Origin of the sequence: Pseudomonas sp. RA_105y_Pfl2_P56 (assembly GCF_963970845.1) — a bacterium.
Taxonomy (GTDB): domain Bacteria; phylum Pseudomonadota; class Gammaproteobacteria; order Pseudomonadales; family Pseudomonadaceae; genus Aquipseudomonas; species Aquipseudomonas baetica_A.
On the sequence record NZ_CAXAPL010000022.1, the window covers coordinates 73,695 to 96,387 of the forward strand.

21 protein-coding genes and 1 riboswitch are annotated in these 22,693 nt (G+C 57.5%); of the genes, 11 read left to right on the forward strand and 10 right to left on the reverse strand.

Features of this window, described 5'->3' with window-relative positions; translation table 11 throughout:
* Positions 1-222 precede the first annotated feature (222 nt).
* Positions 223-1,485, forward strand: coding sequence for a cation:proton antiporter (locus AACY11_RS16485; RefSeq protein ID WP_339430311.1), 1,263 nt, complete (start codon positions 223-225; stop codon positions 1,483-1,485).
* Positions 1,486-1,568: 83 nt separating this feature from the next.
* Here AACY11_RS16485 and AACY11_RS16490 read toward each other — a convergent pair whose 3' ends face one another.
* Both AACY11_RS16490 and AACY11_RS16495 read right to left on the reverse strand, forming a co-directional pair.
* Positions 1,569-2,852: an amidase gene (locus AACY11_RS16490; protein WP_339495304.1), complete on the reverse strand. Its 1,284-nt coding sequence runs from the start codon at positions 2,850-2,852 to the stop codon at positions 1,569-1,571.
* Between the two features lie 58 nt (positions 2,853-2,910).
* A complete protein-coding gene (locus tag AACY11_RS16495) occupies positions 2,911-3,324 on the reverse strand; it encodes a VOC family protein (RefSeq protein ID WP_339495306.1) in 414 nt (137 codons plus the stop codon).
* A gap of 111 nt (positions 3,325-3,435) precedes the next feature.
* Here AACY11_RS16495 and AACY11_RS16500 point away from each other — a divergent pair, with 111 nt between their 5' ends.
* Positions 3,436-4,296 (forward strand): LysR substrate-binding domain-containing protein, encoded by an 861-nt coding sequence (locus AACY11_RS16500; RefSeq protein ID WP_339495308.1) that lies wholly within the window; start codon positions 3,436-3,438, stop codon positions 4,294-4,296.
* Positions 4,297-4,307: 11 nt separating this feature from the next.
* Here AACY11_RS16500 and AACY11_RS16505 read toward each other — a convergent pair whose 3' ends face one another.
* Positions 4,308-5,189 (reverse strand): formate/nitrite transporter family protein, encoded by an 882-nt coding sequence (locus AACY11_RS16505; protein WP_339430315.1) that lies wholly within the window; start codon positions 5,187-5,189, stop codon positions 4,308-4,310.
* Positions 5,190-5,351: 162 nt separating this feature from the next.
* On the reverse strand, positions 5,352-5,759 hold the full coding sequence (locus AACY11_RS16510; protein WP_221732351.1) for an acyl-CoA thioesterase: 408 nt from the start codon (positions 5,757-5,759) through the stop codon (positions 5,352-5,354).
* 197 nt (positions 5,760-5,956) lie between these two features.
* Positions 5,957-6,055, forward strand: a riboswitch (S-adenosyl-L-homocysteine riboswitch).
* 23 nt (positions 6,056-6,078) lie between these two features.
* Here AACY11_RS16510 and ahcY point away from each other — a divergent pair.
* From ahcY to AACY11_RS16530, 4 genes are all read left to right on the forward strand, one after another.
* A complete protein-coding gene (ahcY, locus tag AACY11_RS16515) occupies positions 6,079-7,488 on the forward strand; it encodes an adenosylhomocysteinase (protein ID WP_221732352.1) in 1,410 nt (469 codons plus the stop codon).
* Positions 7,489-7,648: 160 nt separating this feature from the next.
* A complete protein-coding gene (gene metF, locus AACY11_RS16520; protein WP_339495310.1) occupies positions 7,649-8,494 on the forward strand; it encodes a methylenetetrahydrofolate reductase [NAD(P)H] in 846 nt (281 codons plus the stop codon).
* A 169-nt stretch (positions 8,495-8,663) separates the two neighbouring features.
* Positions 8,664-9,476 (forward strand): substrate-binding periplasmic protein, encoded by an 813-nt coding sequence (locus tag AACY11_RS16525; protein ID WP_339495312.1) that lies wholly within the window; start codon positions 8,664-8,666, stop codon positions 9,474-9,476.
* Positions 9,477-9,698: 222 nt separating this feature from the next.
* On the forward strand, positions 9,699-11,576 hold the full coding sequence (locus AACY11_RS16530; RefSeq protein WP_339430318.1) for a DEAD/DEAH box helicase: 1,878 nt from the start codon (positions 9,699-9,701) through the stop codon (positions 11,574-11,576).
* 154 nt (positions 11,577-11,730) lie between these two features.
* Here the strand turns inward: AACY11_RS16530 and AACY11_RS16535 are convergent, their stop codons facing one another.
* Both AACY11_RS16535 and AACY11_RS16540 read right to left on the reverse strand, forming a co-directional pair.
* Positions 11,731-12,324 carry a YceI family protein gene (locus tag AACY11_RS16535; RefSeq protein WP_339430319.1) on the reverse strand — a complete coding sequence of 198 codons (594 nt, stop codon included), beginning with the start codon at positions 12,322-12,324 and terminating at the stop codon, positions 11,731-11,733.
* Positions 12,325-12,355: 31 nt separating this feature from the next.
* Entirely contained in the window at positions 12,356-12,907 is a 552-nt protein-coding gene (locus AACY11_RS16540) for a cytochrome b (protein WP_339430320.1), read from the reverse strand.
* A gap of 416 nt (positions 12,908-13,323) precedes the next feature.
* Here AACY11_RS16540 and AACY11_RS16545 point away from each other — a divergent pair, with 416 nt between their 5' ends.
* A complete protein-coding gene (locus AACY11_RS16545) occupies positions 13,324-15,096 on the forward strand; it encodes an anti-phage dCTP deaminase (RefSeq protein ID WP_339495314.1) in 1,773 nt (590 codons plus the stop codon).
* Positions 15,083-15,235: a hypothetical protein gene (locus AACY11_RS16550; RefSeq protein ID WP_339430322.1), complete on the forward strand. Its 153-nt coding sequence runs from the start codon at positions 15,083-15,085 to the stop codon at positions 15,233-15,235. The genes AACY11_RS16545 and AACY11_RS16550 overlap by 14 nt, the downstream gene beginning before the upstream one ends.
* 155 nt (positions 15,236-15,390) lie before the next feature.
* On the opposite strand, the gene AACY11_RS16555 is transcribed toward AACY11_RS16550, so the two are convergent.
* Positions 15,391-17,166 (reverse strand): flavin monoamine oxidase family protein, encoded by a 1,776-nt coding sequence (locus AACY11_RS16555; protein ID WP_339464493.1) that lies wholly within the window; start codon positions 17,164-17,166, stop codon positions 15,391-15,393.
* A gap of 223 nt (positions 17,167-17,389) precedes the next feature.
* On the opposite strand from AACY11_RS16555, the gene AACY11_RS16560 reads away from it, so the two are divergent.
* Both AACY11_RS16560 and AACY11_RS16565 read left to right on the forward strand, forming a co-directional pair.
* The gene (locus tag AACY11_RS16560; RefSeq protein ID WP_339430324.1) at positions 17,390-18,796 is read left to right on the forward strand and encodes an adenosylmethionine--8-amino-7-oxononanoate transaminase; all 1,407 of its coding nucleotides are present in this window, start codon (positions 17,390-17,392) and stop codon (positions 18,794-18,796) included.
* A 153-nt stretch (positions 18,797-18,949) separates the two neighbouring features.
* On the forward strand, positions 18,950-19,669 hold the full coding sequence (locus AACY11_RS16565) for a 16S rRNA (uracil(1498)-N(3))-methyltransferase (protein WP_339430325.1): 720 nt from the start codon (positions 18,950-18,952) through the stop codon (positions 19,667-19,669).
* Between the two features lie 42 nt (positions 19,670-19,711).
* Here AACY11_RS16565 and trhA read toward each other — a convergent pair whose 3' ends face one another.
* Positions 19,712-20,329, reverse strand: a complete 618-nt coding sequence (gene trhA / locus AACY11_RS16570; RefSeq protein WP_123469511.1) for a PAQR family membrane homeostasis protein TrhA — start codon at positions 20,327-20,329, stop codon at positions 19,712-19,714.
* Positions 20,330-20,470: 141 nt separating this feature from the next.
* On the opposite strand from trhA, the gene AACY11_RS16575 reads away from it, so the two are divergent.
* On the forward strand, positions 20,471-21,385 hold the full coding sequence (locus AACY11_RS16575; protein ID WP_339464494.1) for a LysR family transcriptional regulator: 915 nt from the start codon (positions 20,471-20,473) through the stop codon (positions 21,383-21,385).
* A 106-nt stretch (positions 21,386-21,491) separates the two neighbouring features.
* On the opposite strand, the gene madM is transcribed toward AACY11_RS16575, so the two are convergent.
* Positions 21,492-22,256, reverse strand: coding sequence for a malonate transporter subunit MadM (gene madM, locus AACY11_RS16580; RefSeq protein WP_339430328.1), 765 nt, complete (start codon positions 22,254-22,256; stop codon positions 21,492-21,494).
* A 5-nt stretch (positions 22,257-22,261) separates the two neighbouring features.
* Complete coding sequence (gene madL / locus AACY11_RS16585; protein WP_221732363.1) at positions 22,262-22,654, reverse strand: malonate transporter subunit MadL; 393 nt, start codon at positions 22,652-22,654, stop codon at positions 22,262-22,264.
* Between the last annotated feature and the right edge of the window lie 39 nt (positions 22,655-22,693).

Sequence of the window (22,693 nt, forward strand, 5' to 3'; positions counted from 1 at the left end):
ATGCGTGATATATCAGCAACTGTTTATACCGCAAGCGATCACGCCGCACTCCATTGCACACTGATAAACAGCACCGGCTCCTTTCCCTCCGGGAGAGGGCCGGGGTGAAGGTCTCTTCATCGGATCACACCTCACTGTGTCCCCAGCCTGATTCAGCCCATCCAACCCTTGCACTGAAGAATCGGTGCGCTGTCTTTCCACACCTCATCCCAAGGACCCCGGATGCTCGAGCTCGTAGCCGCTTTCATCTGCCTCACCACCCTGCTCACCTTCGTCAACTTCCGCTTCATCGGCCTGCCGCCGACCATCGGCGTGATGGTGACCGCACTGATGTTTTCCTTGCTGCTACAGGGTCTCAGCGTGCTCGGCTATCCCGGCCTCGAAGAGCGTGTGCAGCAACTGATCGGCCAGATCGACTTCGGCGATTTGCTGATGAACTGGATGCTGTCGTTCCTGCTGTTCGCCGGCGCCTTGCACGTCAATCTGAATGACCTGCGCAGCTATCGCTGGCCTATCGGTCTGTTGGCAACCGTTGGTGTCTTGATCGCTACCACGCTGATCGGCAGCCTTGCCTACTATATTTTCGCGCTGTTCGGCTGGCACGTGAGTTTCCTCTACTGCCTGTTGTTCGGTGCGCTGATTTCGCCCACCGACCCGATCGCGGTGCTCGGTGTATTGCGTACCGCCAATGCCTCAAAACCACTGAAAACCACCATCGTCGGCGAGTCGCTGTTCAACGACGGTACCGCCGTCGTGGTGTTTACCGTGCTGCTGGGCATTGCCCAACTCGGCGAAACCCCGACCGTCAGCGCCACGGCCATGCTGTTCGCTCACGAAGCCATCGGCGGCGTGCTGTTCGGTGGGCTGATCGGTTATCTGGTCTATCTGATGATCAAGAGCATCGAGCAGCACCAGATCGAAGTGATGCTGACCTTGGCACTGGTGATCGGCGGCTCGGCGATGGCCAGTGAGTTGCATGTTTCGGCACCGATTGCGATGGTGGTTGCCGGACTGATCATCGGCAACCTGGGCCGCAACCTGGCGATGAACGACATGACGCGCAAATACCTCGACGGCTTCTGGGAGTTGCTCGATGACATGCTCAACGCCCTGCTGTTCGCGCTGATCGGCATGGAGCTGTTGTTGCTGCCGTTCAACTGGTTGCACGTAGCAGCGGCGAGCTTGCTGGCGGTGGCGATCCTGCTGTCGCGCTTGCTCACCGTGGCCCCAGCGATCCTGCTGTTGCGGCGCTGGCGCACCGTGCCACGCGGTACCATCCGCGTGCTGACGTGGGGCGGGTTGCGCGGCGGGGTCTCGGTGGCCCTGGCGCTGTCGCTGCCACTGGGGCAAGAGCGTGATCTGCTGCTGAGCATCACCTACATCGTGGTGCTGTCATCAATCCTGCTTCAGGGCCTGACCATTGGCCGCGTCGTTCGCGGGGTGACCCGTGCACAGAACGTCAGCGCTGCCGATTCAGCACACTGACAGCTCAATCAGGCACCTTCGCAGAGCACTCGCTCTGCGACGGCCTGCTCAGCATCCCGAGCAGATGCCACAGCGCCCACGTATTAACCAGCAGCTCTCAGCACCGCATCAACCTGCTCGGCAGCGTGTAACAGAATGCTGTCGCCTCTAAAACTTCCAATCATTTGAAGCCCTGCGGGTAACGCCCCGATATCGCGAACCAGAGGGAGGTTAATTTGAGGCAAGCCAAACGCCATCCAGAATTTGCTGAAATCGGAAGGTCCGGTAGCGCCCAGGCCCTTCGGAGCGACGATGCCACAACTTGCCCCCAGGACGGCATCGAAAGGCTCGAATATCGGTTCCAACACCGTGGCCAACGTTGCCAAACGCTTCTTTGCCGCTGACTCTTGCTCCCACGTCGTCAGACTGGCGCGCTCGATCATGGCCAATAATTCTTCACTTAGTTTGTCAGGATGCGCTTGCAGTTCTTTGGCCAATGAACGAGCGCCCTCGCAATCGTTTATCAGCAGATGGTCATCAAATACCGCAGCAAACTCCTCAGGCAGCAACACCTCGCTCACTTGATGTCCCGCCGATCTCAGTTCTTCAACAGCAGCGTCCAGTGATTGCGCCACATCCTCGTCGACCTGATCCCAACGGGCGGTACGACAGAAGCCGAACTTACATAAACGACGATCATTAACACCCTTGGCCAAACCGGGGATCAAGACTTGAGCCATCAGTTCCAGATCACGCACGGAGCGGCCATACCAACCCACCGTATCGAAGCTCGGCGCCAAGGGTTTGACCCCCTCTAGAGAAATCAACCCATACGAAGGTTTGAACGCATACAGTGCGCAATAGGATGCTGGCTTGATCAATGATCCGGCTGTCTGTGAGCCCAATGCGATTGGAAAAAAGCCTGCCGCCATTCCCGCTGCCGAACCGGCACTTGAACTTCCTGGAGTTCTGTCAAGATCATGTGGGTTGCGGGTTGGACCGGTATGCATGTAAGCGAATTCGGTGGTATGGGTCTTGCCCATGATGACGGCTCCGGCCTGGCGCAGAAGCGCGACGACATGAGCGTCACGCGAAGGCCGGTTGTCCTCATAGATGGGGGAGTAAAAACGGGTGGGATGATCCAGGGTGTCAAAGATGTCTTTGACCCCCACGGGCACACCCGCCAGGAGGCCTTTCGCATCGCTGTTTTTTAATTGGCAAGCTTGACTGCGCACCTTGTCCGGGTCGAAGGACACAAACGCATTTATGCTTCGCTCTTGCGATTCGACACATTCAAGAAAGTGCTCGGCGACCGTTTCTGCGCTCACGACACCAGAACGCACCATGTGCGAAATGGCAGTGGCGTCTGCGTTATTAAAAGTTTGCATATCGCTCCTTGGGCTTCCCTTCGAAAAGCACTTGATGGGAGTGCACTACATGGAAACTTCAAGCGGCAAAAACTGACTGCAAGTCAGTGAAGCCTTTTATCTCGATAGGATTTGCGGCGGGATCCAGAAAAAACATGGTTGCTTGCTCACCAGGCTCTCCTGGAAAACGAATGCTGGGGGGCAGAACAAAATTCACTCGGCCTTTGATCAAACGGTCTTTTAAAACAATCCAGTCCGACATCTTGAGTATCACGCCAAGATGGGGCATTGGTACGTCGTGCTCACCTACTTTCCCTGTGTTAGTTACCCTAAAGGGCTCTCCCAAATGCAACGACAATTGATGCCCGAAAAAATTGAAATCGACCCAGGTATCGGTGCTACGACCTTCCTCACATCCCAGCAACTCACCATAGAACTGGCGGGAAAGTTCCAGATCGCTGACGTGAATAGCAACATGAAAAATAGACTGCATAGGTAGCTCCTGAAGGTCGCCGGAAGACGGAAATAACTGGCGAGTTGAAGACTGTGCGATTTATATCAAAAGAGATAGCATGTAATTTTTTCGATATCGAAAGTATTTCTTATGGATACGCGTTACTTGAAGAGCCTCATCGCCGTCGTGGAATCAGGCTCCATAGCACATGCCGCACGCATCGAAGGGTTGACGGCAGCGGCGATCAGCCAGCGAGTGCTCGTGCTCGAACGGCAACTCGGTTTTGAGCTGCTATCTCGCGTCGGGCACGCAGCCAAGCCGAGTCAAGCCTGCCTTGGTTTATTGCCCAGAGCTAAACGCATCGTTCGCGAAATCGAATTACTGGCCGCAGATGCTGACGTGCGGGGGCTTACCGGGCAGTTGAGAATAGGCGCTGTTTCTACTGTTCTCACGGGGCTGCTACCCGGGGCATTGCGAGCACTGACCGAGTTGGCGCCGGGGCTCACGCCGGTCATCGTGCCCGGAACATCGCGGTCGTTGTATCAAGCGCTTCTTTCGGGAGAAGTGGACGCTGCGATCCTCGTCGTTCCGCCGTTTGAGTTGCCTAAAGCCCTGCAGGCGGTATCGCTACGCAAGGAACCTCTGGTGTTTCTGTCGAAGCAAGAGTGCGCCGATAGCATCCCGACCCAACTGATGACCCAACCGTACATCCGCTACGATCCTGATTCGTGGGGTGGGCGGCATGCCGAACATTATTTGGCGGACCATGGATTGATACCGACGCCGTTGGTAGATCTGGATGCATTGGAGACCATCGCCATGCTCGTGACTGGAGGTCTTGGCGTGAGCCTCGTGCCTTATTGGTCGGGCTTTGAACAATGGGGCCATAAATGTGCCGTGAGCCGGGTTGGCAATGATCGGTATGACCGAGAGATCGCGCTGATCCGCTATGTTCAGACTGACCGGCCGAACATGATGAGCGCTTTGTGCAAGGCACTTTCAACCGCGTAGCCTGACCGCACTCAATCCTTCTTCGATTTGCCATAAGCGTCGTCAGGGGCGGCGGATTTCACTGGCCGGCTTTCGCTACGGATTTGCGCATGACTGATCAGCGCGAAGATGAAGCTACCGCCAATGATGTTCCCGGCCAGCGTCGGCCCTGCGAACACCATCCAGAAATCACTCCACGGCAACTCGCCGGCAAACACCAGATACGACACTTCTGCCGAACCCACCACGATATGGGTGAAATCGCCGAGCGCCATGAGGTAAGTGATGAGGATGATGATCCAGATCTTCGCGCTCTCCATGGACGGAATCATCCAGACCATGGTGGCGATCATCCAGCCGGATACGATGCCTTTGGCAAACATCTGGCTTGGCTGGTTTTCCATGACCTTGCGACCGATTTCGAGAAAGGCCAGGTCCGTGTTGTTATCGAAAATCGGCAGTTCCAGCATTCCGTAAGCCACCAGAATGGTGCCGCACAAGTTGCCGACCAACACCACTGTCCACAGGCGGATCAGACGAGCAAAGTTGGCCAGGGAGGGTTTGCTCATCACCGGCAACACGGCAGTCAGGGTGTTTTCGGTGAACAGTTGCTGGCGGGCGAGAATGACCGCGAGGAAGCCGGCGCAGTAGCCGAAGCTGGCAATCACCTTGAACGCTTCACCGTCGGGCAGGCGAGAGTTGAGCAAGCCCATGGCCATGAGCGACAACCCCATGGTCAGCCCGGCGGCCAGCGCCGACCACCACAACGCAGCGATGCTGCGCTCCAGTTCATGATCACCTTGGGAGCGAATGATTTCGTGCAGCACCGCCGCACGGGGCGGTTGGCTTTCCTTGACATCGTCTTGCTCTTTGGCCGAGAGGTCAGGGGTCTTGCCGTCTGTAGGGGTTGTCATAGCGTCGGAACCGGTGGGGGCTTTTAGCTACGACCTCCGGCGCTCATGGCTGTTCAGTAGGCGGGAAAATCTTCGCCGCCTGCCACACCGCCCTCGCGGGCAAGCCCGCTCCCACAGGGGCTGCGCTGAAACTGCGGGAGCGTGACTTGCTCGCTGCCGATGTTACGGAGTGACCCGTTCATCGTCCTTGAACTGGTCTTTGACGTACTTGATCTCGGTCCGCCCATGCGGGGCCGGCAAGCCGTCTTCCCCCAGGTTCACAAAGACCATTTTCTCGACGGTGAGAATGCTCTTGCGGCTGATCTTGTTGCGCACTTCGCACGTGAGCGTGATCGAGGTGCGGCCGAACTCGGTGGCGGTGATGCCCAGCTCAATGATGTCGCCCTGACGCGAGGCGCTGACAAAGTTGATTTCGGAGATGTACTTGGTCACCACGCGCTGATTGCCCAACTGGACGATGGCGTAAATCGCCGCTTCTTCGTCGATCCAGCGCAACAGGCTGCCGCCGAACAGCGTGCCGTTGGGGTTGAGGTCTTCGGGTTTTACCCATTTGCGGGTGTGGAAATTCATGTTCACTCCTGAGCGTTTGCCGAAAGATGGGCGCCATCTTGGCAGACTGATCGGTCATGCTCCATGAGCCTTCGACTATGGTCGCCATTGGCGATCTTCATTTGGCCGACAGAAAGCCTTTGGAAGATCAGTCTAGACAGCTATAATCGCCCCCGTTTCAAAACGGTAACGTTCACTTGCTACCGTTTTCCCGCCACCTGTCCGAGGGGCGCTGCAGCAGGTTCAACCTGTCAGGCTCGGATGGGGCGTTGACTGGCTCAGGCCAGACACTAAACGCACAACGGCGCCCATTCGCATACATTACGAATGGAGGCTCTTCATGAGCGCTGTTATCACGCCTGCAGATTTTAACGATTACAAAGTGGCCGACATGTCCCTGGCTGCCTGGGGCCGTCGCGAAACCATCATCGCCGAATCGGAAATGCCAGCCCTGATGGGTCTGCGTCGCAAATACTCCGGCGAACAGCCGTTGAAAGGCGCCAAGATACTCGGCTGCATCCACATGACCATTCAGACTGCCGTGCTGATCGAAACCCTGGTTGCCCTGGGTGCCGAAGTACGCTGGTCGTCGTGCAACATCTTCTCGACTCAGGATCAGGCCGCTGCCGCTATCGCTGCGGCCGGCATCCCGGTTTTCGCCTGGAAAGGCGAAACTGAAGAGGAGTACGAGTGGTGCCTGGAGCAGACCATCCTGAAGGATGGCCAGCCATGGGACGCCAACATGATCCTCGACGACGGCGGCGACCTGACTCAACTGCTGCACGACAAGTACCCGCAGGTTCTGGATCGCGTTCACGGCGTGACCGAAGAAACCACCACCGGCGTACACCGTCTGCTGGACATGCTGGCCAAGGGCGAGCTGAAAATCCCGGCCATCAACGTCAACGACTCGGTGACCAAGTCCAAGAACGACAACAAGTACGGCTGCCGTCACAGCCTGAACGACGCGATCAAGCGCGGTACCGACCACCTGCTGTCCGGCAAGCAAGCGCTGGTCATCGGTTACGGTGACGTGGGCAAGGGCTCGGCCCAGTCCCTGCGTCAGGAAGGCATGATCGTCAAGGTCTCCGAAGTTGACCCGATCTGCGCCATGCAAGCCTGCATGGACGGTTTCGAACTGGTTTCGCCGTTCATCGACGGTATCAACGACGGCACCGAAGCCAGCATCGACAAAGCGCTGCTGGGCAAGATCGACCTGATCGTGACCACCACCGGTAACGTCAACGTTTGCGACGCCAACATGCTCAAAGCTCTGAAGAAGCGCGCTGTTGTCTGCAACATCGGTCACTTCGACAACGAAATCGACACTGCTTTCATGCGCAAGAACTGGGCATGGGAAGAAGTGAAGCCACAGGTACACAAGATCCACCGTACCGGTTCGGGCGCTTTCGACGCACAGAACGACGACTACCTGATCCTGCTGGCCGAAGGTCGTCTGGTGAACCTGGGCAACGCCACCGGTCACCCGAGCCGCATCATGGACGGTTCGTTCGCCAACCAGGTTCTGGCACAGATCTTCCTGTTCGGCCAGAAGTACGCCGACTTGTCGCCAGCCCAGAAAGCCGAGCGCCTGACCGTTGAAGTCCTGCCGAAGAAACTCGACGAAGAAGTGGCCCTGGAAATGGTTCGCGGCTTCGGTGGCGTGGTCACTCAACTGACCAAGCAACAGGCTGACTACATCGGCGTCACCGTCGAAGGCCCGTTCAAGCCGCACGCTTACCGCTACTGATTGACGCGGCGGCCTGCTCTCCCTGTGGGAGCGGGCTTGCTCGCCAAAGCGGTACATCATTCAACACAGATGTTGCCTGACCCACTGCTTTGGCGAGCAAACCTGCTCCCACATGGGCGGCGCAAGCCTCACAGGCTTCGTGTTTCCAAGGGTATTTCCCATGTCCCAAGACCGTCGCTACAGCTTCGAGTTCTTCCCGACCAAGACCGATGCTGGGCATGAAAAGCTGCTCAACGTTGCCCGTCAGTTGGCAACGTACAATCCCGATTTCTTCTCCTGCACCTATGGCGCTGGTGGTTCGACCCGTGATCGCACCCTCAACACCGTTCTGCAACTGGAAAGCGAAGTCAAAGTACCGGCCGCACCGCACCTGTCGTGCGTCGGCGACAGCAAGGACGACCTGCGCGGCCTGCTGAACGAGTACAAGGTTGCCGGCATCAAGCGCATCGTTGCCCTGCGTGGTGACCTGCCGTCCGGCATGGGCATGACCAGCGGTGAACTGCGTCACGCCAATGAGCTGGTTGAATTCATTCGTAAAGAAACCGGTGATCATTTCCACATCGAAGTGGCTGCTTACCCGGAGATGCATCCGCAAGCGCGCAACTACGAAGACGATCTCGCCAACTTCGTGCGCAAGGCCCGCGCCGGTGCCGACAGCGCGATCACCCAGTACTTCTTCAACGCCGACAGCTACTTCTACTTCGTCGACCGTTTGCAGGCGCTGGGCGTGGATATTCCGGTGGTTCCAGGGATCATGCCGATCACCAACTACAGCAAACTGGCGCGCTTCTCCGATGCCTGCGGTGCGGAAATTCCGCGCTGGATCCGCAAGCAACTGGAAGCCTACGGCGATGACAGCCAGAGCATTCAGCGCTTCGGCGAACACGTCGTCAGCGAGATGTGCGAACGCCTGTTGCAGGGCGGCGCACCGGGGCTGCACTTCTATTCCATGAACCAGGCCGAACCTAGCCTGGCGATCTGGAATAACCTGAAGTTGCCGCGTTGAAGCAGTTGCAAGCTTCACGCTAAAGCCGCAAAGCAAGATCAAGAGATCGCAGCCTTCGACAGCTCTCAAGAGCTGTCGAAGGCTGCGATCTTTTGCTTTTAAAGGCCCGAAACAGAGCTTGTGCAGGCACTTTCTGGCTCTTTCGTGTTTCTCGTCGTAATCTCAGGCCATGCCTTTGATCACGCAGTTATTCGCAGTGCTGGTTTTTGCTTGCCTGAGCTTCGCCGCTCGAGGCGAGAAGTTGCGTATTGTCACCGAGCCATGGGCGCCGTACGTGTACGAGGAGAACGGCAAGAAACTCGGGCTGGACTTCGAAACCACGGCCATCGTGTTCAAGCGCCTGGGCATTGAAGTCGAATGGCAATTCCTGCCCTGGAAGCGTTGCCTGTCGATGCTGGAAACCGGCCAGGCCGACGGCGCACTGGACATCTTTCACAGCGACGAGCGCGACGCCACCCTGCTCTATCCCAGCGAACCGCTGTCGGACGTCGAGTTCGTGATGTTCTATGCCAACGACCGGCCGCACCCTTTCAGCAAACTCGAACAACTCAAGGGCCTGACCATTGGCACCTCGCCGGGCTACCTCTACAGTCCCGACTTCAGCGAATCAACATTGTTTACCCGTGAGCCGGCCCCCACCCACGAAGCCAACTTCGGCAAGCTGGTACGCGGTCGTATCGACTTGTTGATCACTGATCGCCGCGTCGGCCAGCATTTGCTCGACGAGCTGAATCTGCGTGATCAGATCAGTGAAAATCCTGCCGTTATTAGCCGCCAGAGCCAGTTTCTGGCGGTTCGGCGCAATGCCGGGATGGATTTGCTGGTGCAGCGTTTCGGCGCAGAACTCAAACGGTTCAAGCGAGAACCGGCCTATGCCGTACTCAGCGCACGCTATGGCGCGGCACCTGTCGAGGACCCGCCGTTGGGCTCTGCTTCGGCCAGCCGCAAAACCGTTGAGCAGCAGGAAAGCAGCGCGCAGTGATTGCTCTGTTATACTCCGGCGTTCCCGCCAGGCTCACGCCCGGACGCCCGGAACCGTAACAGGCCTCTCGACCCGCTACAGCGCAGCTTTCCAGCCCGCGCGAGCGCTCCAGACGTGCCTTCGGAACCGCAGCAGGACCGGACGGGATTGCGTCCTCTTAAACGTCATTCGCGCCAGGCAAGACTCCCATTGGGCCAAGCCCTAACTAAAACAGGATTACTCATGTCCTTTGCTTCCCTCGGTCTCTCCGAGGCTTTAGTCCGCGCCATCAACGATGCGGGCTATACCGAGCCTACTCCGGTGCAACAGCGGGCCATTCCCGCCGTGTTGCAAGGTCGCGACCTGATGGTTGCGGCACAGACAGGTACTGGTAAAACCGGCGGCTTCGCCCTGCCGATCCTGGAGCGCCTGTTCCCCAACGGCCACCCGGACAAATCCCAGCGTCACGGCCCGCGCCAGCCACGTGTATTGGTTCTGACCCCGACCCGCGAACTCGCGGCCCAGGTTCACGAGAGCTTCAAGATCTACGCCCGTGACCTGAAATTCGTCAGCGCCTGCATCTTCGGCGGCGTCGGCATGAACCCGCAGGTTCAAGCCATGTCCCGTGGTGTCGACGTCCTCGTCGCCTGCCCGGGTCGCCTGCTCGATCTCGCCGGCCAAGGCAGCGTCGATCTGTCCCACGTTGAAATCCTCGTCCTCGACGAAGCCGACCGCATGCTCGACATGGGCTTTGTCCACGACGTGAAGAAAGTCCTCGCGCGTCTGCCGGCCAAGCGCCAGAACCTGCTGTTCTCGGCGACGTTCTCCAAAGACATCACCGACCTTGCCGGCAAACTCCTGCACAACCCGGAACGCATCGAAGTGACACCGCCGAACACCACGGTCGAGCGCATCGAGCAACGCGTGTTCCGCCTGCCGGCCAGTCACAAGCGTGCGTTGTTGGCGCACCTGATCACCGCAGGCGCCTGGGAACAGGTGCTGGTGTTCACCCGCACCAAGCACGGCGCCAACCGTTTGGCAGAATACCTGGACAAGCATGGCCTGCCGGCTGTGGCGATCCACGGTAACAAGAGCCAGAACGCCCGCACCAAAGCCCTGGCCGACTTCAAGGCTGGCGAAGTACGCATCCTGGTGGCCACCGACATCGCCGCTCGCGGTCTGGACATCGACCAGTTGCCACACGTCGTCAACTTCGAACTGCCGAACGTTGATGAAGATTACGTTCACCGTATTGGCCGTACTGGCCGTGCCGGCCGTTCGGGCGAGGCGATCTCGCTGGTTGCTCCGGACGAAGAAAAGCTGCTCAAAAGCATCGAACGCATGACCAAGCAGAAAATCGCCGATGGCGACCTGATGGGCTTCGATTCCAGCACCATCGAGGCCGAGAAGCCTGAAGTACGTGAACGTCCGGACGTGCGCAATCCACGCAACCCTCGCGGCCCACGCGGTGACGGCCCGAATGGCGGCGGTGGCGGCGGCGGTCGTAAAGACAAAGGCAAAGACAAGGGCAAAGACAAGCCCGCCGGCGAACGTGGCGAGCGCCCTGCCCGTCAGCAGAAACCACGCGAAGGCAGTGCGTCCCGCGAACAACGTCCAAGCCAGCCACCACGCGCGGCCGCTGACCGTGCACCGGACGAATTTCTTGACGACGATATCGATAACTTCGGTAACCGCGTTGATTACGTACCCAAGCCAGCCCCTGCCGGCGGCCGTGGCCGTCGTCCAGGCGCGCCGGCTCAGGGCGCAGGTTCGGGCGCACCACGCGGCGGTCAGTCGCAAGGTCGTCAGAACGGCCCGCGCAACAGCAACGGTTCGAGCACCGGTACTCCGCCGGGCAAACGCAACGGCCCGCGCAACGGCGCTCCGCGTGATGGCCAGGGTCGTCGTGACGAATCCTCGTCGTCCTCCTCTCGCAACCGCCGTCCGGCCCGTGACGATCAGCCACGCACCGAACCGGCTGTGCAGAACCCGCGCAGCAATGGCCCGAAGATCATGCACAAGGAATCGAAAGCCGACCGCTTCCCGACGCCTGAGCAACTCGATCAACTGCCAAGCCGCCCGCGTGGCGAAAAACCAGCGTTGCTGACCCGCAACCGCTGAGTTAACGCTGCCATGAAAAATGCCCTGGCTCGAAAGAGACGGGGCATTTTTTATGCTGCGCCTACATTCTCCTGTGGGAACCGTGGTGAGATGCAGACAATAAAAAACGCCCCCGATCTTACGACCGGGGGCGTTTTTGTGTAGCGGGCGAAAGTTACTTCGCTTTCACACCTTCAAACGAGATGTACAGGTCGACGTTGTCGGACTGTGGGCCCAGATCCATCATCTTGCCGAAATCGGAACGCTTGATGCTGGTGGTGCCTTCGAAGCCGGCACGGTAGCCGCCCCATGGATCCTTGCCTTCACCCAGGAACACAGCCTTGACCACGATTGGCTTGGTCACGCCGTGCAGAGTCAGGTCGCCGGTCACGTCAGCCGTGTCTTTGCCCGCGGCGTTCTTGCCAGTGGACTTGACGCTGGTGGAGACGAACTTGGCGTCAGCGAATTTGCCCACGTCCAGGAAGTCTTTGCTGGCGATGTGCTTATCGCGTTCGGCGTGGTTGGTAAATACGCTGGCGGTGCGCACGTTGAATTCGATTTTGCTCGCTTCAGGCTTGGCAGCATCAAAGCTGAACTTGCCGTCGATGTCTTTGAACGTACCGGTGATGTAGCTGTAACCCAGGTGACTGATCTTGAAGTCAACGAAGGCGTGTTGGCCTTCCTTGTCGACGATGTAGTCAGCGGCCATTACGTTGGCGGACAGCACGGCAGAACCGATTGCCAGAGCGGCCAGAGTCTTTTTCAACATGCTTTCTTTTCCTTTGAGTCGAGGTTGAGCTTCAGGCTTTGCGACCGAGCATTCGAGTGAGGGTCGCATCACGATCAATAAAGTGGTGCTTCAATGCTGCCAACGCATGGAGGCCGGAAAAAATTACCACCACCCACGCCAGCCAGAGATGAATCACCCCAGCGGTATCTGCCTGATCCGGTAGCCCGGAGAGCAGTGCAGGAACTTCAAACAGGCCAAACACCGGGATCCCGACACCGTCTGCGGTGGAAATCAGGTAACCGGCAATCATCACAGCGAACAACGCCAGGTACAGAAACCCGTGGCCGAATTTAGCGCCGATGCGGGTCATGCGGCTGTAGCTTTGCAGCGTCGGCGGCGGTGGGCTGATAAAGCGCCACAGCACCCGCAACACCATCACACCCAGCAGCACCAGACCGATGCTCTTGTGCAGGTCCGGCGCGTCTTTGCGCCAGGTGCTGTAGTAATCCAGCCCAACCATCCACAAGCCCAGCGCGAACAGTCCAAAGACCACCAGCGCCACGCCCCAGTGCATGAAGATGCTGACCCAACCATAGCGCGAAGAAGAGTTACGTAGCGGCATTGCCCAAATCCTGTGAGAACTGCGAACCAAGACTAGCGAGTTATCTATCGAATTAAAGCGGAAAATTTCGCTTTGAAATATCGAGAAATACGATCAAGAGCTTCTGGCCTCCGCGTTAAGGAAAAATTAACCAAAAACCTCAATCCTATCCCGACAGGAAAAAATTCTGACACAGAAAGCATTCTCAGAACTGATTCAGTGTCGGAAATCTCCACAAAAAATTAGGAATCAACCTTGTTTTGTGTAGGTTGACGCTTAGAGGACATCGTCTTTTATAGCCAAAAATGGCAAAAAATATTGCCCTTGTCGCCGCGGCTAGACCGCTCACTAGTCGTCTACTACCCTCCCAATGATCAAGAACCGGAATCTGCGGCAAGTAGCCGGATGCCAGTTCAATATCAGTACAGGGATAAGGGATGCGATTTGACGGCGAATTCGACGAGTTAAAAATAAAATTATTGTCACTGCAAAATGCAGGCGAGTGGAGGACTGTCAACCAAAATCAACATCAGTTCAGAGCCAACAATAGAGGAATAATGAATTGGTACCCGTCGACGGGAAACATTACCTTCCAAGGAGACCAGAATTCCTCAGAGCAACTAAAATCGCTGATAGAGGATTTACTGAATCATCAGGCACACGAAGAAATTTCTGAAACCGGAGAAATCACCACTGAAACAGAGGCTGCTGTAGCAGAACTTTCAGCAGACTCTCAAGGGCCAGACACTTATTTTCTTGACGATTCTTATTCCGACTCAGAACTAGTGATCGGCCTAGTCGGCACGATTGGAACCAACCTCGCCGAAGTCGCAGGATTAATAGAGGAGCGCCTACTTAAATTCAACTATACCGCTGATCGTATAAAAATCTCTACCGACATAATTTCAAACCTGGGAAATCCATCTCCCAGCTCAGACGAGTATGGAAGAATTACTGCTTACATGGAAGAAGGAAACAACCTAAGAAAAAACAGCAAGGACAATTCAATACTGGCACTAGGTGCTGCTGCAAGAATCAATTTACTTCGAAAAGAGCAGGAAGCATTTCGCAGGAAGTCCTTTATTATCAACTCTTTGAAGAACCCGACTGAAGTGCAGAGGCTTCGAAAAATTTACTCAAATGGATTTTTCCTGATTGGTGTGCATGCCGATCACACAAGGAGACATAATTATCTGACTAAAGACAAATCAATTTCCGAGGAGCAGGCGTCAAAGTTGATCGATAGAGACGCAGACGAACGAGACGATTATGGCCAGCATACCCGAGACACGTACCATCTTTCAGATTTCTTTATTAACTATAACGGAAACTCAGATTCGCTAAAGAAGCAAATCTGGAGAGTTTTTGATTTACTTTTCGGGAAGCCCTATATAACGCCAACATTTGATGAATATGCCATGTTCATGGCATTTTCGGCATCGCTGAGATCAGCTGATTTATCCCGACAAGTTGGCGCGGTACTGACAAAGGATAAATGTATAGTTTCCACGGGAGCTAACGATGTACCAAAAGCACACGGCGGACTATATTGGCCAGAAATAGATGAAAGCACACAGGAAATCGTAGACGCAAAAGATGGTCGCGATTATATGAAGGGAGAGGACTCCAATGCCACTCAAAAAAGGCTGATAATCGACAGCATCCTGAAGGTGATTCCGATGGAGTATCGTGAAGAGCTTCGCCCCCTCATTAAAAAAAGCAAAATCAAAGACATTACGGAATATGGCAGGGTCGTTCATGCCGAAATGGAAGCGTTGCTTTCGAGTGCACGACTAGGGATCAGCACCTCTGGCAGTGACTTATACTGCACAACTTTCCCGTGCCACAATTGCGCCAAGCACATAGTCGCCTCCGGAATAAAAAGAGTAATATATGTTGAACCTTACCCGAAGAGCAAAGCCTTGGACTTTCATTCCGACTCCATATCACTAAATCAGCAAAGCGACAATGTCGTATTTGCTCCCTTCATCGGAGTTGGGCCTAGGAGTTTTTTCAATCTATTCTCTACCAACCTAGGTAGCGGCTATCCTGTCATCAGGAAGTCTGACGATGGACAATCTCTTGACTGGAGCGAGCACGATGCTAAATTACGAACCCAAATGCTACCTTGCTCGTACATTGAACGCGAAACGATAGCCGCAAACCTTTTATCAAAGTACCTAGAGGGAAGCCAAAATGACACCAACTAAAGAAGACTTTCTCAACCATTTAGCGGAGTCTCGTCGCACTGTTGAGCAATGGCCGTCCTGGAAGCAAGAAGCACTTAAGGCATCTCCGCAGCATAACAATGCAGCTTCAACACCATCACAGCAAAAAGAAAAACGTTGATACGCTCGAAACATAAGAGTTATCGGTCGCACCTACAACTGAGCCGACTGCAATAATTGATATATAAATAATAGCCGCATCGAATATAGAAACATGGTTTCAATCCAATAAAAAGCGCGGCATCAGAGCCGCGCTTTTTTGTTTACCGCAAGGCCTTACTGCGCCTTGGTTTCGGTCGTTGCAGCAGGCTTGGCGGCAGGTTTTGCCACTGGTTTCTTCGCCGGCTCAGTCTTTTTCGCTGCAGGCTTGACCGCAGGTTTTTTGGCTTGGGTTTTGGCCGCAGGCTTCTTCGCAGCCGGCTTGGTCGCCGCTTTCTTCGCTGGCTCAGCTTTTACCGCAACAGCAGGCTTCGGCGCTTGCACCGGAGCTGGCGCAGGTGCCGGCGTTGGCGCTGGAGCCACGGGGGCTGGAGCCGGTTCCGGGGCCTTGGCTGGCGCTGGCTTCTTCTCGTCATCGGAGCCGCCAAACAGGTTGCTGAAGAAGTTGCCCTTCTTCGCCGCCACAGCACCTGCTGCGCCTGCCGCTGCAGCGGCCGGAACCACTTTGGCCGGTTCGAACGATTTGCCTGCCGCCAGATCTTCAACCTGACTGGCCGCACGCTGACCGGTGCGCAGTGCGCCTTCCAGCGTGCCCGGGTACAAGGTGTCGGTGTGTTCGCCAGCAAACGCTATGCGTTGCAGCGGGCGTTCCCACAGGCGCCAGAACTTGCTGATCTGGCCTGGACCGAAGGCCAGGTAGGCGCCGCCCATCGACGGGTCGATGCTGTAGCGGCGGATCTCATAACCGGTGAACGAGCCGCGGGCCTGTGGATAAAACGCGTGCAGACGAATCAGCACCTGATCGACCACCTGCTTGTCGCCGAACGCTTGCATCACGCGAGCATTGTCGCCGGACAGGTTGATCACCACGTTGGCGCCGCCCTTCAACGCCGGCTCGATCCACAACATGCCCAGACCTGTGTTGCTGTAGATCTCGCCGGACATGCGCGCCTTGCTTTCCCACACGGGCGTCTTGAACTTGAGCATGATCTGGTCGCGCCAGCCGTAGTTGGTGCCCTTGATCGCCGCCAGGTGCTGAGCGTCGAGTGCCGGCGTCATCTGAATCTTGTTCAAGGCGCGCAGCGGCACGGCCAGCACCACGTAATCAGCCTGATAACCCACAGCGCCGACTTTGACGGTCACACCGTCCTTGTCCTGGCTGATGGCCGACACCGGCGAGTTGGTCTTGATGACCTTGATCTGTTTGACGAAAGCCTGGGCCAGCACCTGGCTGCCGCCAACCAGACGCGCGGCGCGCAGGTCACGGTCCGAGACACCGCGATAAACGCGGTTCTGCTGGGCGAAGTACAGCAGCGACAGACGCGAGGGTTCGTCGTAGTGGGTGCGGATGTCCTGGTTGATCAACTGACGCGCAGTGGCCGGCAGGTTCTGCTTGTCGAGCCAGCTCGACACGTTGATTTGGTCCAGTGCGTGCAGCGTGTTGGTGGCCGCCGGGTTCTGCGGATCGTCAATCGAGCGCGCCAGATCGTCGAGGGTTTTCTGATAGCGTTTAATCGCCTCGGCAGTGGCCGGTTGCTTGGTCGCCAGATCAGCGGCGGAGAAATACTCACCGTCGATCAGATAACCCGGCGTGCGCACGAATTCCGGCGCCGGCGTGGTGCTCAACTTGAACGTCGAGACGTACTTGTTCAGCACCGGCTGAGTCTTGTCGTTGCCGATCCACTCGCTGGTGGCCATGCCCGAACGGCCGCCCAGGCTTGGCTTGGCTTCCAGCAACGTCACCTGCCAGCCCTTGTTTTGCAGCTCGTAGGCGGCAGTCAGACCCGACAGGCCGCCGCCGATCACGATTGCAGTTTTATCCTTGGCCAGCGCTGTAACGCTGAACAGCCCCAACATCACCAGCGCACAGGCGCGCAGCCAACCGACAGACATTCAGCGAACTCCGGAAATACACGTAGGAAAAAGCAGTTTTGCGGGTCAGACGACCCAAAGAACCGCGAAGAATACGTTAGCCATCAAAGCGCCGCCAGCGACGTCTATCGGCTCATACAAAGTAGCTCAATCGACACAATGGGTTGTTCCCGCGCGATGCATTGCATAGGCTTGCGCGATTGTTTGCCCGCGCCTGACGCGAGCCGCCTCGAGGAGACTGTAAATGGGCCTGAATAACCAGTGGATGCAACGCGACCTCGCAGTGCTGTGGCATCCCTGCACCCAGATGAAAGACCACGAACAACTGCCGCTGATCCCGATCAAGCGCGGTGAAGGCGTCTGGCTGGAAGACTTCGAAGGCAAGCGCTACCTCGATGCCGTCAGCTCCTGGTGGGTCAACGTGTTCGGCCACGCCAACCCGCGCATCAACCAACGCATCAAGGATCAGGTCGATCAGCTTGAACATGTGATTCTGGCCGGTTTCAGCCATCAACCGGTGATCGAGTTGTCAGAGCGTCTGGTGAAGATGACGCCCGAAGGCCTGAACCGGGTGTTCTACGCCGATAACGGTTCGTCCTGCATCGAAGTCGCGCTGAAAATGAGCTTTCACTACTGGCTCAACCGCGGCCAACCGAACAAGAAGCGCTTTGTCACCCTGACCAACAGCTACCACGGCGAAACCATGGCCGCGATGTCGGTCGGCGACGTACCGCTGTTTACCGAGACTTACAAAGCCCTGTTGTTGGACACCATCAAGGTGCCAAGCCCGGACTGCTACCTGCGCCCGCAAGGCATGAGTTGGGAAGAACACTCGCGCAACCTGTTCGCGGCGATGGAACAGACGCTGGCCGAGCACCATGCCAGTGTCGCGGCAGTGATCGTTGAACCGTTGATTCAGGGCGCTGGCGGCATGCGCATGTATCACCCGATATACCTCAAGCTGCTGCGCGAAGCCTGCGACCGCTATGGCGTGCACCTGATCCACGACGAAATCGCCGTCGGCTTCGGCCGCACCGGGACGATGTTCGCCTGTGAACAGGCCGGCATCCGTCCGGATTTCCTCTGCCTGTCCAAGGCCCTGACCGGCGGCTACCTGCCGCTGGCGGCGTGCGTGACCACCGATGACGTCTACAGCGCCTTCTACGACGACTATCCAACCCTGCGGGCCTTCCTCCACTCGCACAGCTATACCGGCAACCCGCTGGCCTGTGCGGCAGCGCTGGCGACGCTGGATATCTTCGAGCAGGACAACGTGATCGAAAACAACAAGGCCCTCGCCCAGCGCATGGCTTCGGCCACCGCGCATCTGGTCGATCACCCGAACGTGTCCGAAGTGCGCCAGACCGGCATGGTGCTGGCCATCGAGATGGTCAAGGATAAAGCCACCAAAGAGGCCTACCCTTGGCAGGAACGGCGCGGCTTGAAGGTGTTCCAGCATGCGCTGGAGCGTGGCGCATTGCTGCGTCCGCTGGGCAGCGTGGTGTATTTCCTGCCGCCGTACGTGATTACCCCGGAGCAGATCGACTTCCTCGCCGAGGTCGCCAGCGAAGGCATCGACATCGCGACGCGTGACAGCGTCAGCGTGGCGGTGCCGAAGGATTTCCATCCCGGCTTCCGTGATCCGGGCTGATTCGGTTTGCTTTAGATTTGCGGTGTTTGGACTGCCGCTTTCGCGAGCAAGCCCGCTCCCACATTTTGGAATGCATTTCCCTGTGGGAGCGGGCTTGCTCGCGAATGAAGTCGACACCGATCCACCTGATTCACATTTTTCCAGAGATCCGACATGAGACTGTCCCGCTTCTTTATCGACGCCCCGCTGAGCACTGGCGAACACGAACTGCCGGAAGCCCAGGCGCATTACATCAGCCGCGTGCTGCGCATGGCCGAAGGCGATGCGGTGCAGATGTTCGACGGCTCCGGCCATGAGTTTCGCGGTTCCTTGGTGGACGTCGGCAAGAAGCGCGTCGTGGTGCAGATCGACGAACAGTTGCCCGGTCAGGTTGAATCGCCGCTACAGATTCATCTCGGCCAGGGCCTGTCCCGCGGTGAGCGGATGGACTGGGCGATTCAGAAGGCCACCGAGCTGGGTGTCACTGAAATCACCCCGATCTTCAGCGAGCGCTGTGAAGTGCGACTCAAGGACGAACGCGCGGACAAACGCCTGATGCACTGGCGTCAGGTTGCAATCAGTGCGTGTGAACAGTGTGGTCGTTCGCGGGTGCCGGTGATTCATCCGCCCGTGTTGCTGGCCGATTGGCTGAAGCAGACGCAGGCAGACCTGAAACTGGTTTTGCATCCGGTGGCCGAGCCGCTGGTGAGCCATGCAAAACCTGCGACGCTGGCGTTCCTGATTGGCCCTGAGGGTGGTTTGTCCGATGCCGAGGTCGAGTTGGCCAAGGGCAATGGTTTTCACGCTGCGCGCCTCGGCCCGCGAGTGCTGCGCACCGAGACCGCACCGGTGGTGGCACTGGCGGTGGCCCAGCAACTTTGGGGTGATTTCTAACCCTTATGGGAGGGGGCTTGCTCCCTCCCACGACGATTGCGTCTACAGGACGTAAAACAGAATCGCCACAAAATGCAGCAGACTCCCGGCGATCACGAACAGATGCCAGATCCCGTGGGCGTGGCGCAACCGATGGTCGAGGGCAAAAAAGATAATCCCCACGGTGTACAAGACCCCGCCCGTGGCCAGCCAGGCAAATCCGGTGGTGCCCAGCGCCGCCAGCAACGGCTTGACCGCCACCAGCACAATCCAGCCCATTACCGCGTAAATCACGATCGACAGAATCCGCGCTTCGGAGCGCGGCTTGATCTCTTGCAAAATGCCGATCAGCGCCAGCCCCCAGACAATCCCGAACAGCGTCCAGCCCCACGGCCCGCGCAGCGTCACCAGACAGAACGGCGTGTAGCTGCCGGCAATCAACAGGTAGATCGAAAAGTGATCGACCTTCTTCATGATCGCTTTCTTGCGCCCGCGCACGCTGTGGTACACGGTTGAAGCGCTGTACAGCACCAGCAAGGTAAAGGCGTAAATCGCCACACTGACAATCTTCCAAGGACTGCCGTCGAGGCTGGCGATCACCAGCATCCAGACCCCGCCGATAAAAGCCGCCACCGCCCCGACCAGATGGGTCCAGGCGTTCAATCGTTCCCCGTGATACATGTGTCGCTCACCTCAAATTCATTACCGCAGCGCGCAAGGCTCGGGCCTTGAGCGTAAAAGCGCAATGTTTCTGTTAAACACGAGCCTGCACAGGTCGTGGTAATTGGGCACAATCGGCCGATACCAAAAAGAGTCCGCGCCATGCTGATCGACGAAGAGTTGACCCTGAAAAAACTCGAGGTGTTCCTCGCCTTCATGCGCACCGGCAATCTGGCCCGTGCCGCTGCCGAGTTGCAAACCAGTAACGTCAGCGTGCATCGCGCCATTCATTCACTGGAAAGCGCCCTGCGCTGCCCGCTGTTCAAACACGAAGGACGCAACCTGACACCGCTGGAAAGCGCTTATGTGCTGGAAGAGCGCGCGCAGAAGCTGATCCAGGACGTGGTCGAAAGCGTGCGCCTGACCCGCGAGGCTGCCGGGTTCTCTGCCGAACGCTTCAAGCTCGGCTCGCTGTATTCGCTGACGGTCAAGACCGTGCCGCAACTGATCATGGGCCTGAAGATCCGCCGCAGTGAACTCAACATCGATTTGATTCTGGGTTCCAACATCGACCTGCTCTACAAGCTGAAAAACATGGAAGTCGACGCGATTCTGGTGTCACTGGACGACAGCATCAACGACCCGGACTGCGAGCAGATTGCGCTGTTCTGCGATGACATCTTCCTCGCGACGCCGGCCGATTCAACGTTTGCCCAGCGCAGTGAAGTCGATCTGGCAGAGGTGCGCAACGAAACCTTCATCACCCTGACCCAAGGCTTCGCCACGCATCAGGACGGCAATCGGGTGTTCAAACAGGCAGGCTTCGAGCCGAAAGTGGCGATGCAGGTCAATGACATCTTCACCCTGCTGAGCATGGTCAGTTCCGGTGTGGGGTATGCGTTGCTGCCGGGGAGGATTGCAGCGGTGTACGAGAACCGGGTGAAGCTCATCCCGTTGCAGGAGAAGTACCGGTTGCAGCAGCACATTGGCGTGGTGTTTTTGAAGGCCAAGGAGCGCGATCCGAATCTGCTGGCGTTGTTGGCGGAGTGTCGAATGTATGCCAATCGGCAGGTCTGAAACCGAGTCGCGTCCTTCGCGAGCAAGCCCCCTCCCACAGGAAAACGCATTTCCCATGTAGAGGCGGGCTTGCTCGCGAAGGCGTCAGACCCGACAGCAGGCTGTCTTAACCCATCAACCCACGCATCAGCAAAAACAACACCGAAGGCCCGAGCAAACACCCCAGCGCGGTATAGAACGCGGCGGTGAGGCAACCATAAGGCACCAGCTTCGGATCCGTCGCCGCCAAGCCGCCGGCCACGCCGCTGGACGTGCCCATCAACCCGCCAAAGATCACCGCACTGCGAGGGCTGTTCAGGCCAATCATCGGCGCCACGAACGGCGTCATCACCATCACCAGAATCGCCTTGATCAGCCCTGCCGCAATCGACAGCGCCATGACTTCGGAAGTGGCGCCAATGGCGGCACCGGTCACCGGGCCGACGATGTAAGTCACCGCCCCTGCGCCAATGGTGGTCAGGCTCACGGCATCGGTGTAACCGAACGCCATCGCCACGCCGACGCCTGCGATGAAGGACGTGCCAACGCCGACAAACAGCGCCAGCACCCCAACAAATCCGGCACGTTTGAGTTCATCGACACTCACGCCGAACGCTGTGGCGACGATTGCGAAATCACGCAGCATCGCCCCGCCGAGCAAGCCGATGCCCGAGAGCATCGGAATATCCACCACGCCTTTCTGGCCCCCGGTCACCGCACCGCCGATATACGACAGCAACAGCCCGAGCAAAATGGCGATGGCCGAACCGTGCAAGCGGCCCTTGGTGAAGGTGTTGGACATCCAGTAGGACACCCACATGGTCAGGCCGACAATCAGGAACCCGCTGATCAGACCGTAACCGGTGATGACTTTCATCAATGATTCGTACATGGCGCTTACCCCACAGTCTTGGGTGGAATGACGGCGGCCGGTTCCTTGTTACCAAGGCGTACCAGCACGGGCACCATGGCAAAGGCAATGACCACCGCCAGCGTTCCCGCCAGAATCGCCATCGGCCCGCCCTTCAGCGCGCCATAAACATTTTGCTGGGCCGCCATCGCCACCACGATCGGAATGTAGATCGCGCTCCAGAACTCCACACCCTGCTCGGTCTTGCCCTTGAACCAACCGGATTTGTTGAGGTAACTGCCCAGACCGATCAACAGCAGCATCGCAATACCGACGCCGCCGACGTTGGCCGGCACGCCGATCAACTTGCCCAGCATTTCACCGATCCAGATACCCGCCAGGGTACAAAACGCCAGAAACGCCACACCGTAAATAATCATTGCTGTAGTCCTCAAATTGCATCGTCGAATGTTGTTTTT

Excerpts from the sequence above, each read along its gene's own strand:
- AACY11_RS16485 (WP_339430311.1), top strand. The coding sequence starts at position 223 with ATGCTCGAGCTCGTAGCCGCTTTCATCTGCCTCACCACCCTGCTCACC.
- AACY11_RS16575 (WP_339464494.1), top strand. The coding sequence starts at position 20,471 with ATGCTGATCGACGAAGAGTTGACCCTGAAAAAACTCGAGGTGTTCCTC.
- metF (WP_339495310.1), top strand. The coding sequence starts at position 7,649 with ATGTCCCAAGACCGTCGCTACAGCTTCGAGTTCTTCCCGACCAAGACC.
- AACY11_RS16550 (WP_339430322.1), top strand. The coding sequence starts at position 15,083 with ATGACACCAACTAAAGAAGACTTTCTCAACCATTTAGCGGAGTCTCGT.
- AACY11_RS16535 (WP_339430319.1), bottom strand. The coding sequence starts at position 12,324 with ATGTTGAAAAAGACTCTGGCCGCTCTGGCAATCGGTTCTGCCGTGCTG.
- AACY11_RS16490 (WP_339495304.1), bottom strand. The coding sequence starts at position 2,852 with ATGCAAACTTTTAATAACGCAGACGCCACTGCCATTTCGCACATGGTG.
- AACY11_RS16530 (WP_339430318.1), top strand. The coding sequence starts at position 9,699 with ATGTCCTTTGCTTCCCTCGGTCTCTCCGAGGCTTTAGTCCGCGCCATC.
- AACY11_RS16510 (WP_221732351.1), bottom strand. The coding sequence starts at position 5,759 with ATGAATTTCCACACCCGCAAATGGGTAAAACCCGAAGACCTCAACCCC.
- AACY11_RS16565 (WP_339430325.1), top strand. The coding sequence starts at position 18,950 with ATGAGACTGTCCCGCTTCTTTATCGACGCCCCGCTGAGCACTGGCGAA.
- AACY11_RS16540 (WP_339430320.1), bottom strand. The coding sequence starts at position 12,907 with ATGCCGCTACGTAACTCTTCTTCGCGCTATGGTTGGGTCAGCATCTTC.
- madL (WP_221732363.1), bottom strand. The coding sequence starts at position 22,654 with ATGATTATTTACGGTGTGGCGTTTCTGGCGTTTTGTACCCTGGCGGGT.
- AACY11_RS16555 (WP_339464493.1), bottom strand. The coding sequence starts at position 17,166 with ATGTCTGTCGGTTGGCTGCGCGCCTGTGCGCTGGTGATGTTGGGGCTG.
- AACY11_RS16505 (WP_339430315.1), bottom strand. The coding sequence starts at position 5,189 with ATGACAACCCCTACAGACGGCAAGACCCCTGACCTCTCGGCCAAAGAG.
- ahcY (WP_221732352.1), top strand. The coding sequence starts at position 6,079 with ATGAGCGCTGTTATCACGCCTGCAGATTTTAACGATTACAAAGTGGCC.
- AACY11_RS16500 (WP_339495308.1), top strand. The coding sequence starts at position 3,436 with ATGGATACGCGTTACTTGAAGAGCCTCATCGCCGTCGTGGAATCAGGC.
- AACY11_RS16495 (WP_339495306.1), bottom strand. The coding sequence starts at position 3,324 with ATGCAGTCTATTTTTCATGTTGCTATTCACGTCAGCGATCTGGAACTT.
- madM (WP_339430328.1), bottom strand. The coding sequence starts at position 22,256 with ATGTACGAATCATTGATGAAAGTCATCACCGGTTACGGTCTGATCAGC.
- trhA (WP_123469511.1), bottom strand. The coding sequence starts at position 20,329 with ATGTATCACGGGGAACGATTGAACGCCTGGACCCATCTGGTCGGGGCG.
- AACY11_RS16545 (WP_339495314.1), top strand. The coding sequence starts at position 13,324 with ATGCGATTTGACGGCGAATTCGACGAGTTAAAAATAAAATTATTGTCA.
- AACY11_RS16525 (WP_339495312.1), top strand. The coding sequence starts at position 8,664 with ATGCCTTTGATCACGCAGTTATTCGCAGTGCTGGTTTTTGCTTGCCTG.
- AACY11_RS16560 (WP_339430324.1), top strand. The coding sequence starts at position 17,390 with ATGGGCCTGAATAACCAGTGGATGCAACGCGACCTCGCAGTGCTGTGG.